The following is a 13164-nucleotide window of genomic DNA, read 5'->3' as shown; positions in this document are numbered from 1 at the left end:
TGTCGTCCTGTTGGTATCGGGTTCACATCAGCCGCAGCGGGCCGCTTTCTTCGTTGTCGATCAGAGCAAGTTCGCGCGAGCCTGGCAATTCGTAATGCCACCACTCGCTTTTGATGTGCGTGAAGCCCGCGCCGTGCATCACGCCGAGCAACAGCGTTCGATTACGCTGGACGTGCTCCGGCAGGCCGAAGTGGAAATGCTCGGATTCGACGACCATCGCGTCGAATTCGGTGCCCATGTCGAGCGCGTTGCCATCGCGATCGACGAGTGTCAGGTCCACCGCCGTGCCGCGGCTATGGTTCGAGCCGCGGCCGAGTTCGGCGATGAACGTCGGATCGGGCAGGAAATCCCACAGCACCTTCTGCGCTTGCGGCGGACGATAGGCGTCGAAAATCCGAAGCGTCGTGCCGATGCTGCGCGCGATATCGACGGCCTTTCTTAGCGCGGCTTCGGCGGGTTCGAGCAGCAGGCAATGCTGCGCCTTGTAGATCGGCTTGCCGGTGAAGTTGCGATCGGTCGCGTAGACGAGATCGATCTGGACATTGTGCGTTTCGGGCGTGATATGCAGCAGGCGGGACCGGGTCATGTAAGCGTTTCGTATCGATTTATTCCGATACACGAACCTTAACGCGTTAGAAAAATCCGCGAAACCCTTTATTTCGGGTGGTTCCGGCGATTCACGACAGGAGCGGCCAGCGCGCGAGGACTTCGTATTGCGACCGGCCGATGAAGCTGCGCACGAGCGCGAACTCGTGCGCGGTCCATGCGATGGGTTCGACGGCCTGGCGCGCAATGCGGTGCTCGTCGTAGAGCAAGGTCACGTGGGGCGTGAAGCGGGGATGGCGTTTGAGGGCGATGCCGGCGGCTTCGAGCGCGGTGCCGAGCGTGTGTTCGAGGGCGCCGAGTGGCTCGGCGACATCGCCCGACAGAACGAGCGGGCGCTTCGCGCGGCGGCCGGCAAAGCTCCCGATGCGATCGAGGACGAGTTCGACGGGCGGCGATGCGATTCGGCAAGCCGCGGTGCGTGCTTGCGCGACCACATCTGCGGGAACGCCTGCGAAGGCGCCGAGATAAAGCAGCGTGACGTGAAGGCGATCGGCGGGAATCGCCCTCGCCTTCAGCCTATGTTCGATGCGCAGCCGCGCCGCCAGTTCGGCGATTCGTGCAGCGGCGGCTGCGTCGGGATAGAGCGCAAAAAAGAGCGAGTCGGTGATGCGCTCGCCCGGTTTGAGGTCGGGTGCCGTGTCACTCATGCGCCCGACTCGTGGTCAATGTGAAGCGACGCGCGGTCACTCCCACTCGATTGTCGCCGGCGGCTTCCCCGAGATGTCATACACCACCCGATTGATGCCACGCACTTCATTGATGATGCGGTTGCTCACATGCCCGAGCAGTTCATGCGGCAGATGCGCCCAATGCGCGGTCATGAAGTCGAGCGTCTGCACGGCGCGCAGCGCGACGACGTACTCGTACGTGCGGCCATCGCCCATCACGCCGACGCTCTTCACCGGCAGGAACACCGCGAACGCCTGGCTCGTGAGGTCATACCACGACTTGCCGGTTTCCTTGTCGATGGTATTGCGCAGCGTCTCGATGAAAATCGCATCCGCACGACGCAGCAAATCCGCAAACTCGCGCTTCACTTCGCCGAGAATCCGCACGCCGAGACCCGGACCCGGGAACGGATGGCGATACACCATCGCAGGCGGCAGTCCGAGCTTCACGCCGAGCTCGCGCACTTCGTCCTTGAAGAGTTCACGCAACGGCTCGAGCAACTTGAGATTCAGCGTCTCCGGCAGGCCGCCGACATTGTGATGGCTCTTGATGGTGTGCGCGCCCTTCTTGCCCTTGCCCGCCGATTCGATCACGTCCGGATAGATCGTGCCCTGCGCGAGCCACCTGGCGTCGGTGAGCTTGTCCGATTCCTTATGAAACACTTCGACGAACTCCGCGCCGATGATCTTGCGCTTCGCTTCCGGATCGGTGACGCCTGCGAGCTTTTGCAGAAACTCCTCGCTCGCGTCGACGTGAATCACTTTCACGCCCAGATGATCCGCGAACGTCGACATCACCTGCTCCGCCTCGTTCTGGCGCAGCAATCCGTGATCGACGAACACGCACGTCAACTGATCGCCGATCGCGCGATGCAACAGCGCCGCCGCCACCGACGAATCGACGCCACCCGAAAGGCCGAGAATGACGTGCTCACCGCCGACCTGCGCACGGATCTTCTCCACCGCCTCGTCGATGTAATGGCCCATCTCCCAATCCGCTTTCGCGCCGCACAGCTCCAGCACGAAGCGCTCGAGCATCGCGCGACCCTGCACCGTGTGCGTGACTTCCGGATGCCATTGCAGGCCGTAGAAGCGGCGGTCGTCGTCGGCCATCGCGGCGATCGGGCACGACGGCGTCGAGGCCATCAGCCGGAAGCCCGCAGGCAAGTCGACGACCTTGTCGCCGTGGCTCATCCACACCTTGAGCATCGACTCGCCCTGAGCGGCCTTGAAGTCCTCGATGCCTTCCAGGAAACCCGTGTGATTCAGCGCCTGCACTTCCGCATAGCCGAATTCGCGCACGTTGCCCAGTTCGACTTTGCCGCCGAGCTGATCGGCCATCGTCTGCATGCCGTAACAGATGCCGAGCACCGGCACGCCGAGATCGAAGACGATTTGCGGCGCGCGCGGCGACTTGGCCTCGGTGACCGAGCTCGGCCCGCCCGACAGGATGATGCCCTTGGGATCGAATTCGCGGATGAACGTCTCATCGACGTCGTACGGATGGATTTCCGAGTAGACGTGCGACTCGCGGATGCGCCGTGCGATCAGCTGGGTGACTTGGGAGCCGAAATCGAGAATCAGGATTTTGTCGTGCATGGCTGCGGCCAAAGGCTAGTGAACGATGAATGTCTGTGCTGCCGGACGCGACGTCGCGCAGCCCGTCTGCAAATAAATCGACGGCCGGCGAAAGGGCCGACCGTGCTTGTCTTGCGTGCTTGTCTTGCGTGCTTGTCTTGCGTGTTTGCGCTGCATGCTTGCGCTGCTGCACGTGCGTGCCTTGCGGCATGTGCTTCGCGCCCTCAACGTGGTGCGCGGCTCGCGTCGGGCCCGAGCGGATCGACTCTTCGACCCGTCGCCGGATCGATCTCGCCGCTGATCAGGGGTTCGATGCGCTTGCCGGTGACCGGATCGATCGCGCGGCCCGTCACCGGATCGAGCGTGCCGCCCGTGACGGGATCGACGGCGCCGTCCGGATGCGCGCGTATCGCGGCCGATGAGATCGGTGAAGCCGGATCGAGCGGACGCCCCGTTGAATCGATCGCGCGACCGGAAACCGGATCGATGGCCGTCGCTCCCGGCGCGCGCGCCGCGGGACGGACGCCGGCATCGATCGGCTCGACGCGCGACGAAGGCGCCGTGGCGCCCGTGCGAACGTCCTCGCGCTTTTGCGCCGCCTTCTTCTCCGCGCGCTGGGCCGACGCGGCGCCAGCCAGCGCCGCGCGCTCGCGTCGCCGCACCACCGACGACAGTCTCACGCTGCCCAAACCGAGTACCAGAAGCACGGCGCCGACCACCGCTGCGCTGATCTGTCCGAAGCCATCGACCTGCGGCGCATGCAGACCGAGCAGCCACACCAGCACCACGACCCCCGAGAGCCATTGCACATGACCCGAGACGCGGGCGGCCCGGGCCGTCAACGCGCCATCGACGGCCGCATGAAACGCGAGCCACGAAAGCCCGATGAGCGCGATGCCGAGCAGTTGCCCGGCAAACGCCGGCTGCACGCGGATCGAATCCAGTTGCAGCGCGCCGTACAAGCCCGCCCACGGCGTCAGCAGAAATAGCAGACCGAACGCCAGAAAAATCAGGGCATTGATGACGAGCACGACCCGCAGCAACGGCTTCATGATCGCTCCGCTTGATTAGTCGACGTGATAGTTGGGTGCTTCCTTCGTGATCTGCACGTCGTGCACATGCGACTCGCGCATGCCGGCCGCCGTGATCTGCACGAATTCCGCCTTCTCGTGCATTTCGCCGATGGTGCGGCAACCGCAATAGCCCATGCTCGCGCGCACGCCGCCGACGATCTGGAACAGGATGGCGTTGACCGAGCCCTTGTAGGCCACGCGGCCTTCGATGCCTTCCGGCACGAGCTTGTCGATGTTCGCCGAGTTGTCCTGGAAGTAGCGGTCCGCCGCCCCGTCCTTCATCGCGCCGACCGAGCCCATGCCGCGGTACGACTTGTATTGACGGCCCTGGTACAGGAAGACGTCGCCCGGGGATTCTTCCGTGCCGGCGAGCATGCTGCCCATCATGACGACGTTCGCGCCCGCCGCAAGCGCCTTCGAGACGTCGCCCGAGAAGCGCACGCCCCCATCTGCGATGACCGGCACGCCGGTGCCGCGCAGCGCTTCGGAGACGTTGGCGATCGCCGTGATCTGCGGCACGCCGACGCCCGCGACGATCCGCGTCGTGCAGATCGAGCCCGGGCCGATACCGACCTTCACCGCGTCCGCGCCGTATTCGACGAGCGATTTCGCCGCCGCTGCCGTCGCGATATTGCCGCCGATGACCTGCACGCGCGGGTAATTCTGCTTGACCCAGCGCACGCGCTCGAGCACGCCCTGGCTATGGCCGTGCGCGGTATCGACGACGATCACGTCGACGCCCGCCTGCGCCAGCAGGTCCACGCGCTCTTCATTGTCCGGACCTACGCCGACCGCCGCGCCCACACGCAGCTTGCCGTCCTCGTCCTTGCAGGCGTCCGGGTTTTCGGTCTGCTTGGTGATGTCTTTCACCGTCATCAGGCCGCGCAGCTCAAAGGCGTCGTTGACGACCAGCACGCGTTCCAGGCGATGGCTGTGCATCAACGCCTTCGCTTCGGCGAGCGACGTGCCTTCCTTGACCGTCACGAGACGCTCGCGCGGCGTCATGATGTTGCGCACCGGCTCGTCGAGACGCTCCTCGAAACGCAGGTCGCGGTTGGTGACGATGCCGATCAGTTGCGCGCCCTCGACCACCGGGAAGCCCGAAATGCCGTGCTGCTGCGTCAGCGCGATGACGTCGCGCACGCGCATCTGCGGCGGCACCGTGATCGGATCACGCACGACGCCCGACTCGAAGCGCTTCACTTTCGCGACTTCGCGGGCCTGTTCCTTGGCGGTGAGATTCTTGTGGACGATGCCGATGCCGCCCATCTGCGCCATCGCGATGGCGAGCCGGCCTTCGGTGACCGTGTCCATGGCTGCGGACACGAGAGGCATGTTCAGGGAAATATTGCGAGTCAGCTGGGATTTCAGGCTGGTGTCGCGCGGGAGAACGCTGGAGAACGCAGGCACGAGGAGCACATCATCGAACGTGAGTGCTTTCTGGATCAGACGCATGGCAAATCCTATGGGCGCAAAAGCAGATTATACCGATAGTTCCCTGCATTTTCACTGCCCGAACAGCAGCTTAGGCCATTCCGGCGCAAAATCCGCGCCGTGCGCGCCCGCGTGCCGGACACACCCGCCGTTGCAGTTTTCGACAAGACGGCCGCCCGGGGCCGCGTGCTACGCTTCGCGCCGTCAAGTGAAATAACGACCGGAGTCGGGCAATGCAGCGCGGTGTGATGTACGGAATGGCAGCGGGTGCGATCTGGGGCTTCATCTTTCTCGCACCACGGCTCTTGCCGGATTTTTCGCCGCTCGCCCTGAGCGTGGGACGCTATCTGATGTACGGCGCCGTGTCGCTCGCGGTCGCGCTGCCGATCGCTCGAAGGCTCCTCGCCAAACTCACGCGCGCCGATTTCATCGCGCTCGTGAAGCTGGCGCTGGTCGGCAACCTGCTCTACTACATGCTGCTCGCGAGCGCGGTGCAGCTCGTGGGCGTCGCGCCTTCGTCGCTGATCGTGGGGATTTTGCCCGTGACCGTCACGCTCGCCGGACGGCGCGACCACGGCGCGATCGACCTCAGGCGGCTCGTCGGGCCTTTGCTGCTCGTGCTGGCGGGCATCGCATGCATCAACCTGGACGTGTTCAGCGACGTGCTTTCACCCGCGGCCAGCAGCGAGCACGCGACCAGCGTGCTCACGCGACTGACCGGTCTGGCGTGCGCCCTCGGGGCGCTTGCGTCCTGGACTTGGTACGCGGTAGTCAACGCGCGCTATCTGCAAGCGAATCGCCACTTCGACGGCAACGAGTGGTCCGTGCTGTGGGGCATCGTGACGGGCCTGCTCGGACTCGTGCTCGGCGCGGTCATCTGGATGTTGCCCCCGGGCACGGTTCAGGGGAGCGTGCCGGTCGCACGCTGGCACCTGTTCTGGATCGTCTGTTTCGCGCTGGCGACCGGCGGCTCGTGGCTCGGCAACATGCTGTGGAATGCGGCGGCCAAGCGCTTGCCGCTCACGCTCGCGGGCCAGATGATCGTGTTCGAAACGCTCTTCGCCTTGCTTTACGCTTTCGTCTACGACGGCCGCTGGCCACGTACGCCGGAAGTGCTGGCGATTGTATTGCTGCTCGTCGGCGTGCTTTGGTCGGTCAGACAACACACGCTGGAGCCCGCCCCGGCGGGGGCGAAGGAAGCGCCCGCGCATTGAATCCGCTCAGCGCGAATCCTTCGACTGCCACTTGCGCCCTTCGATCGACCCAGCCTTGCGCGCCTTGTCGACACGGCGCTGACGCGCGGCCTTCGGATCGACCAACAGCCGCCGATAAATCTCCACGCGATCGAAATCGGCGAGCGCCGTATCGAGCGCCTTCACCTTGCCGAACACGCCGACCTTTTGCGTCGTCAGGTCGATGTCCGGATGCGCGCGCAGCACGCCGCTCGCGTCGATTGCATCGCGCACCGTCGCGCCCTCTTGCAGATCCACGCGCTTCAGAAACGCGCCGTCGGGCAGACCGTAGCAAACGTCGATATGCATCATGGCTTGCCGTAGCGCTGATCCGCACGCTTCACGAAGGAATCGACGAAAGTGTTGGCAATATGGCTGAACACCGGCCCGATGAGCTTCTCCAGGATCACATTGGAGAATTCATAGTGAAGCGCGAATTCGATCTTGCACGCGTCCGCGCGCAGCGGCGTGAAGCGCCAGTAACCGGTGAACTTCTTGAACGGGCCGCTCAGGAACTCCATATCGATGTTGGTCGGACGGTTCTGCGTGTTGCGCGTTGCGAAGTGCTGTTTGATGCCCTTGAAGCTGATGTCGATCTTCGCTTCCATGCCGCTTTCGTCCTGGCGGCCGATTTCGACGCCACCGCACCAGGGCAGGAAATTGGGGTAGTCGGCGACATCGGTGACGAGGTCGAACATTTCTTCCGCTGAATGGCGGATCAATACGGTTTTCTGGACGTCTGCCATATAGGGCGCAGCGGTGGCTGAATTGGGCGGCAACGCGCAAGAGAACGCGGGAGAAGTTCGAATGCCCGCCGGCGCGCTGCTAAAATCGTGATTTTAAACGAGTTGGGCACTTTCCATTCATGAGCATCATCGACAACAGAAAAGCCTTCTTCGATTACTTCGTCGAAGAGCGCTACGAGGCCGGTCTCGTGCTCGAAGGCTGGGAAGTCAAGGCGCTGCGCGCGGGCCGCGCGCAGATCAAGGAAGGCTATGTCGTGATCAAGAACGGCGAGCTCTTTCTGATCGGCACGCATATCAGCCCGCTGCCCGAGGCGTCGAAATTCGCCAATCTGGATCCGGTGCGCACGCGCAAGCTGCTGCTGCATCGCGACCAGATCGACAAGCTCATCGGCAAGGTCGAGCAGCGCGGGCATACGCTCGTGCCGCTCAACTTCCATTACAAGGACGGCCGCGTGAAATGCGAGATCGGGCTGGCGAAGGGCAAGAAGCTGCACGACAAGCGCGAGACCGAAAAGAAGCGCGACTGGGAACGCGAGCGCGGGCGGCTGATGCGCACGGCTTCGCGTTGAACGAATCGGGGCGCTTTGCAGCGCCCCGATTGCTTTGCCGCGTCAGCTCTTCCTGATGACGCCGCCGCCCTCGCCTCTCACGATGGTCAACGCCGACGCGATCATCGAACTCATATCGGACAGGTTGCCCGGCACGATCAACGTATTGCCCGTCTTCGCAATGTTGCCGAACGCGCCGACATACTGCTCCGCGATCTTCAGGTTCACCGCTTCCATGCCGCCCGTCGTCTGAATCGCCGTGCCGATTTTCTGAATGGCCTGCGCATTCGCCTCGGCCACCGCGAGAATCGCCGATGCCTCGCCTTGCGCCTGATTGATCGCCGCCTGACGCTCGCCTTCGGACTTCTGGATCGCGGCTTCGCGCGCGCCGGCGGCGAGATTGATCTGCTCCTGCTTGCGGCCTTCGGACGCGGCGATCAACGCGCGCTTTTCGCGCTCCGCGGTGATCTGCGCCTGCATGGCGTGGAGGATTTCCTTCGGCGGCGTCAGATCCTTGATCTCGTAGCGCAGCACTTTCACGCCCCAGTTCGACGCGGCTTCGTCGAGCGCATTCACGATGCTCTGGTTGATGAAATCGCGCTCCTCGAACGTCTTGTCGAGCTCCAGCTTGCCGATGACCGAGCGCAATGTCGTCTGCGACAACTGCGTGATCGCGAACACGAAGTTGCTCGAGCCGTACGACGCCTTCATCGCGTCGGTGACCTGGAAGTACAGCACGCCGTCGACTTGCAACTGAGTGTTGTCGCGCGTGATGCACACCTGGCTCGGCACTTCGAGCGGAATCTCCTTGAGCATGTGCTTGTACGCGATGCGATCGATGAACGGCAGCACGATATTGAGACCCGGCGTGAGCGTCGCGTGATAGCGGCCGAGCCGTTCCAGCACCCACGCATGCTGCTGCGGGACGATCTTGACCGTGTTCATCACGATCACAATGGCGATGATGAGCACGATGAGCGCGAAATACATTGTGTGACTCCTTCTTGTTGAGCGAGCTTGCTAGCGTTTGGCCGCGACGATCAGCCGATTCCCGTCCAGCGCCGTGATCCGGTAGTACCGCGCGCCTTCGGTTTCACCCGGCGCGAGTTCGACGTCCCATTGCGCGCCGCGATACATCACGCGCGCGCGACCGTCGCGCCATTGATCCACTTCCAGCGTCGCGCCGATATCGAGATTCACGGCCACGTCCCGCGACGCGTCGCGCCGTTTCCGGCTGCCGAAGCGCGAGCGCCGCAGCACCGCGACGGCGATCAGCGCGATCACGGCCGCCGCGCCCATTTGCACATGCGGCAACGCGCCTGACACGTAAGCGATGCCGCCGGCGATCATCCCCAGCGCGATCATGAGCAGATAGAACGTGCCGGTGAACAGCTCCGCGACGATCAGCGCGCCCGCCGCGACCCACCAGATCAATCCACTCGTCACCATCGCCGGTCTCCAAACGAAAACACCCCGGAGAAGTCCGGGGTGTTTTTTATAGCACGCTCGCGCCTTTCCGAAAGCATCCGGAAAGGCACTTCTGACTTATTTTGACAAGGTCTTAGCCAGTTGCTGCCATGTCTCGATGATCGTGTCCGGATTCAGCGACATCGACTCGATGCCCTGCTTCGCGAGCCACTCCGCGAGGTCCGGATGATCGGACGGGCCCTGGCCGCAAATGCCGACGTACTTGTTCATCCGCAGACACGTTTCGATCGCGCGCTTGAGCATGAACAGCACCGCTTCGTCGCGCTCGTCGAAGTCCGCCGCGAGCAGCTCCATGCCGGAGTCGCGGTCGAGGCCGAGCGTCAACTGCGTCAGATCGTTCGAGCCGATCGAGAAGCCGTCGAAGCGTTCCAGGAACTGCTCGGCGAGAATCGCGTTGGACGGCACTTCGCACATCATCACGAGCTTCAGATCGTTCTTGCCGCGTTCGAGACCGAACTTCTTCAGCAGTTCGACGACGCGATCCGCCTGCTTCACCGTGCGCACGAACGGCACCATGATCTGCACGTTGTCGAGACCCATTTCCTCGCGCACCTTCTTCAGCGCGATGCATTCCATGTGGAACGCCTCGGCGAAGTCTTCCGCGATATAGCGCGAAGCGCCGCGGAAACCGAGCATCGGATTCTCTTCGTCCGGCTCGTAGCGCGAGCCGCCGATCAGCTTCTTGTACTCGTTCGACTTGAAGTCCGACAGACGCACGATGACGGGCTTCGGATAGAACGCCGCCGCGATCGTGGCGATGCCTTCGGTCAGCTTGTCGACGTAGAACGCACGGGGCGACGCGTGACCGCGCGCGACGCTCTCGACCGCCTTCTTGAGATCGGCATCGACGTTCGGGTACTCGAGAATCGCCTTCGGATGCACGCCGATGTTGTTGTTGATGATGAATTCGAGCCGCGCCAGACCAACGCCCGCATTGGGCAACTGCGCGAAGTCGAACGCAAGCTGCGGATTGCCGACGTTCATCATGATCTTGACCGGAATCTTCGGCAGTTCGCCGCGCTGCACTTCGGTCACTTCGGTTTCGAGCAGGCCGTCGTAGATCTTGCCTTCGTCACCTTCCGCACACGATACCGTGACGAGCGCGCCGTCCTTCAGCACGTCCGTGGCGTCGCCGCAACCGACCACGGCCGGTACGCCCAGTTCACGCGCGATGATCGCCGCGTGGCACGTACGGCCGCCGCGATTCGTCACGATGGCCGATGCGCGCTTCATCACCGGCTCCCAGTTCGGGTCGGTCATGTCGGCGACGAGCACGTCACCCGGCTGAACGCGTTCCATTTCCGACGGATCGTGAATCACGCGCACGGGACCCGCGCCGATCTTTTGGCCGATCGCGCGGCCAGTCGCCAGCACGTTCGACTGACCCTTGAGCTTGAAGCGCATCTCGGCCTTGCCGGACGCCTGGCTCTTGACCGTTTCCGGGCGCGCCTGGAGGATGAAGATCTTGCCGTCGCGGCCGTCCTTGCCCCACTCGATGTCCATCGGACGCTGATAGTGCTTCTCGATGATGACCGCGTACTTCGCGAGTTCGATCACGTCTTCGTCGGTGATCGAGAAGCGGTTGCGCTGCTCGTGCGGCACGTCGACGGTCTTCACCCGGCCCGGCTCACCCGGCTTCGTGAATTCCATCTTGATGAGCTTCGAGCCGATCGAGCGGCGGATGATCGGATACTTGCCCTGCTCGAGCGTGGTCTTGAAGACGTGGAACTCGTCCGGATTCACCGCGCCCTGCACGACCGTCTCACCGAGGCCGTAGCTCGACGTGATGAACACGGTTTCCTTGAAGCCCGATTCGGTGTCGATGGTGAACATCACGCCCGCCGCGCCGACGTCCGAGCGGACCATGCGCTGCACGCCCGCCGACAACGCAACTTCGGCGTGCGTGAAGCCCTTGTGGACGCGATAGGAAATGGCGCGGTCGTTGTAGAGCGACGCGAACACGTGCTTCATGCGATCGAGGACGTCCTCGATGCCGACCACGTTCAAATAGCTTTCCTGCTGGCCCGCGAACGATGCGTCCGGCAAGTCCTCGGCGGTCGCGGACGAGCGCACGGCGAATGAAAGCTCTTCGGGCGAGCTGTTCTGGAGCACCTCGAATCCACGGCGGATTTCGTCTTCGAGACGCGGCTGCATCGGCGCGTCGACGATCCACTGGCGGATTTCCTTGCCCGCTTCGGCGAGCGCTTTCACGTCGTCGACATCGAGCGTCTCGAGACGCTTGGCGATGCGGTCGGTCAGGTCGTTGTGCTGGAGAAAGTCGCGGAACGCGAGCGCAGTTGTGGCAAAGCCCGTCGGCACGCGAACGCCGGCTTCGGAAAGCTGGCTGATCATTTCGCCGAGCGACGCATTCTTGCCCCCGACGATTTCCACGTCGGTCATTCGCAACTGCTCGAATGGAACTACATACGCCTGATCCTTTGCGACATCTTTCGCAACATTGACTGCGTTAGTCATACAAGCCCCTAAGGTGGATGGAATTCACGATCGCACGAGTGGGCTCATATGCGGCGGCGCTCAGTGGAAGCGCGGACGCATCTCGTACAACCTGTTTGATAAACCATCGGGGAGCGCGTCACGGGAGCCGGCGCGCGTTGCGAAAAGAAGCGGGACGTCTGAAATCTGCTCGAAACCGTGGGTTTTTGCTGCCAAAACCGACGAACCGACCGCGATTTGACGAAAATCCGAATCAATTTCTCCGCAATTGCTTATCGAACAGGTTGCCGCTATTCTACCGTGCCGATTCTCAATTTGTTTCGGCAGAGACGGCAATTCCACGGCAGAATCGAAGACTTTTACGCCGTTGGGTTCGCCGGCGCTCATCGCTGGGCAACCAATGTAACACAGGCGCTTTCGTCCGCCGTGCCGGGCGTTCCCGCGGTTTGTTTCGCGTGTTACCGTTTGAGCGCGCCCGCCCCAACTCGTTCCCATTTGGTCTTTTGCCGATGCCGCCTTCCGTATTCATCGTTTCCGACGGGACCGGGATCACTGCCGAAACGTTCGCGCATTCGATCCTCGCCCAGTTCGATCAAAAATTCCGGCTCGTGCGCGTGCCTTTCGTCGATTCGATCGACAAGGCGCACGCGACGGTCGAGAAGATCAACGAGGTCGTGGAACTCGATGGCCGCCGGCCGATCGTCTTCACCACGCTCGTCGACAGTGCGTCGAACGAAGTGGTCAAGCGCTGCAACGCGCTCGTTCTCGACATGTTCCAGACCTTCATCGAGCCCCTCGAGCACGAACTGGAAATGAAGTCGACGCACGCGATGGGCCGCGTCCACCAGAACGCCGACACCGAGGAATACAAGAACCGCATCGAGGCAATCAACTTCTCGCTCGCGCACGACGACGGCCAGTCCAATCGCAACCTCGCCGACGCCGATGTCATTCTGGTCGGCGTGTCGCGCAGCGGCAAAACGCCGACGAGCCTCTATCTGGCGATGCAGTACGGCGTGAAGGCCGCGAACTATCCGCTGATCCCGGAAGATTTCGAGCGCGGCAAGCTGCCTACGCCTTTGCTCGAACATCGGTCGAAGATGTTCGGTCTGTCGATCGACCCACAGCGGCTCGCGGAAATTCGCAACGAGCGCCGCCCGGGCAGCAAGTACGCGGCGCTGGAGAACTGCCGCTACGAGATCAACGAAGCGGAAATGATGATGAAGCGCGAAGGCATCAAGTGGCTTTCGTCAACGCACAAGTCGATCGAGGAAATCGCCACGACGATCCTGCAGGAAATCAAGCCGGAACGGCCGTCGTATTACTGAATCTCCTGC

Annotated in this window: 14 protein-coding genes; 3 read left to right on the top strand and 11 right to left on the bottom strand. The window is 62.9% G+C overall.

Translation table 11 applies throughout. The features are described 5' to 3' along the window. Positions 1-22: 22 nt before the first annotated feature. From ddpX to guaB, 5 genes are all read right to left on the bottom strand, one after another. A complete protein-coding gene (gene ddpX, locus NCS58_RS06595; RefSeq protein WP_061117544.1) occupies positions 23-586 on the bottom strand; it encodes a D-alanyl-D-alanine dipeptidase in 564 nt (187 codons plus the stop codon). 91 nt (positions 587-677) lie between these two features. Next, positions 678-1253, bottom strand: a complete 576-nt coding sequence (gene thpR, locus NCS58_RS06590; protein WP_250538151.1) for an RNA 2',3'-cyclic phosphodiesterase — start codon at positions 1251-1253, stop codon at positions 678-680. Between the two features lie 36 nt (positions 1254-1289). After that, positions 1290-2873, bottom strand: coding sequence for a glutamine-hydrolyzing GMP synthase (guaA, locus tag NCS58_RS06585; RefSeq protein ID WP_061117546.1), 1584 nt, complete (start codon positions 2871-2873; stop codon positions 1290-1292). Between the two features lie 203 nt (positions 2874-3076). Then, positions 3077-3904, bottom strand: coding sequence for a hypothetical protein (locus NCS58_RS06580; protein WP_250538150.1), 828 nt, complete (start codon positions 3902-3904; stop codon positions 3077-3079). A gap of 15 nt (positions 3905-3919) precedes the next feature. Further along, positions 3920-5380 (bottom strand): IMP dehydrogenase, encoded by a 1461-nt coding sequence (guaB, locus tag NCS58_RS06575; protein WP_061117548.1) that lies wholly within the window; start codon positions 5378-5380, stop codon positions 3920-3922. 212 nt (positions 5381-5592) lie between these two features. Here guaB and NCS58_RS06570 point away from each other — a divergent pair, with 212 nt between their 5' ends. Beyond that, positions 5593-6573 carry a DMT family transporter gene (locus NCS58_RS06570; protein WP_250538149.1) on the top strand — a complete coding sequence of 327 codons (981 nt, stop codon included), beginning with the start codon at positions 5593-5595 and terminating at the stop codon, positions 6571-6573. Positions 6574-6579: 6 nt separating this feature from the next. Here NCS58_RS06570 and NCS58_RS06565 read toward each other — a convergent pair whose 3' ends face one another. After that, positions 6580-6903, bottom strand: a complete 324-nt coding sequence (locus NCS58_RS06565; RefSeq protein WP_061117550.1) for an RnfH family protein — start codon at positions 6901-6903, stop codon at positions 6580-6582. After that, complete coding sequence (locus NCS58_RS06560; RefSeq protein ID WP_061117551.1) at positions 6900-7337, bottom strand: type II toxin-antitoxin system RatA family toxin; 438 nt, start codon at positions 7335-7337, stop codon at positions 6900-6902. The genes NCS58_RS06565 and NCS58_RS06560 overlap by 4 nt, the downstream gene beginning before the upstream one ends. A 119-nt stretch (positions 7338-7456) precedes the next feature. Between NCS58_RS06560 and smpB the strand changes: the two genes are divergently transcribed. After that, positions 7457-7906, top strand: a complete 450-nt coding sequence (gene smpB, locus NCS58_RS06555; RefSeq protein ID WP_061117552.1) for an SsrA-binding protein SmpB — start codon at positions 7457-7459, stop codon at positions 7904-7906. A gap of 42 nt (positions 7907-7948) precedes the next feature. Here smpB and NCS58_RS06550 read toward each other — a convergent pair whose 3' ends face one another. The 4 genes from NCS58_RS06550 to NCS58_RS06535 form a co-directional block, all read right to left on the bottom strand. Further along, on the bottom strand, positions 7949-8875 hold the full coding sequence (locus tag NCS58_RS06550; protein WP_061117553.1) for an SPFH domain-containing protein: 927 nt from the start codon (positions 8873-8875) through the stop codon (positions 7949-7951). Positions 8876-8905: 30 nt separating this feature from the next. Then, a complete protein-coding gene (locus NCS58_RS06545) occupies positions 8906-9334 on the bottom strand; it encodes an NfeD family protein (protein ID WP_250538148.1) in 429 nt (142 codons plus the stop codon). A 96-nt stretch (positions 9335-9430) separates the two neighbouring features. Further along, positions 9431-11848, bottom strand: a complete 2418-nt coding sequence (ppsA, locus tag NCS58_RS06540) for a phosphoenolpyruvate synthase (RefSeq protein WP_061117555.1) — start codon at positions 11846-11848, stop codon at positions 9431-9433. A 60-nt stretch (positions 11849-11908) separates the two neighbouring features. Then, positions 11909-12214 (bottom strand): hypothetical protein, encoded by a 306-nt coding sequence (locus tag NCS58_RS06535; RefSeq protein WP_250538147.1) that lies wholly within the window; start codon positions 12212-12214, stop codon positions 11909-11911. 122 nt (positions 12215-12336) lie between these two features. On the opposite strand from NCS58_RS06535, the gene NCS58_RS06530 reads away from it, so the two are divergent. Further along, a complete protein-coding gene (locus NCS58_RS06530) occupies positions 12337-13155 on the top strand; it encodes a pyruvate, water dikinase regulatory protein (protein WP_061117556.1) in 819 nt (272 codons plus the stop codon). Positions 13156-13164 lie beyond the last annotated feature (9 nt).

Source organism: Caballeronia sp. INML3B (assembly GCF_023631305.1).
Classification (GTDB): Bacteria; Pseudomonadota; Gammaproteobacteria; order Burkholderiales; family Burkholderiaceae; genus Caballeronia; species Caballeronia turbans.
Note: the sequence above shows the minus strand (reverse complement) of the source record. Positions and strands in the feature narration are given on the sequence as shown.

Coding starts and splice junctions, on each gene's coding strand:
- NCS58_RS06580 (WP_250538150.1), bottom strand. CDS start 3,904: ATGAAGCCGTTGCTGCGGGTCGTGCTCGTCATCAATGCCCTGATTTTT.
- NCS58_RS06535 (WP_250538147.1), bottom strand. CDS start 12,214: ATGAGCGCCGGCGAACCCAACGGCGTAAAAGTCTTCGATTCTGCCGTG.
- thpR (WP_250538151.1), bottom strand. CDS start 1,253: ATGAGTGACACGGCACCCGACCTCAAACCGGGCGAGCGCATCACCGAC.
- smpB (WP_061117552.1), top strand. CDS start 7,457: ATGAGCATCATCGACAACAGAAAAGCCTTCTTCGATTACTTCGTCGAA.
- guaB (WP_061117548.1), bottom strand. CDS start 5,380: ATGCGTCTGATCCAGAAAGCACTCACGTTCGATGATGTGCTCCTCGTG.
- NCS58_RS06550 (WP_061117553.1), bottom strand. CDS start 8,875: ATGTATTTCGCGCTCATCGTGCTCATCATCGCCATTGTGATCGTGATG.
- NCS58_RS06565 (WP_061117550.1), bottom strand. CDS start 6,903: ATGATGCATATCGACGTTTGCTACGGTCTGCCCGACGGCGCGTTTCTG.
- NCS58_RS06560 (WP_061117551.1), bottom strand. CDS start 7,337: ATGGCAGACGTCCAGAAAACCGTATTGATCCGCCATTCAGCGGAAGAA.
- ddpX (WP_061117544.1), bottom strand. CDS start 586: ATGACCCGGTCCCGCCTGCTGCATATCACGCCCGAAACGCACAATGTC.
- NCS58_RS06570 (WP_250538149.1), top strand. CDS start 5,593: ATGCAGCGCGGTGTGATGTACGGAATGGCAGCGGGTGCGATCTGGGGC.
- guaA (WP_061117546.1), bottom strand. CDS start 2,873: ATGCACGACAAAATCCTGATTCTCGATTTCGGCTCCCAAGTCACCCAG.
- NCS58_RS06530 (WP_061117556.1), top strand. CDS start 12,337: ATGCCGCCTTCCGTATTCATCGTTTCCGACGGGACCGGGATCACTGCC.
- ppsA (WP_061117555.1), bottom strand. CDS start 11,848: ATGACTAACGCAGTCAATGTTGCGAAAGATGTCGCAAAGGATCAGGCG.
- NCS58_RS06545 (WP_250538148.1), bottom strand. CDS start 9,334: ATGGTGACGAGTGGATTGATCTGGTGGGTCGCGGCGGGCGCGCTGATC.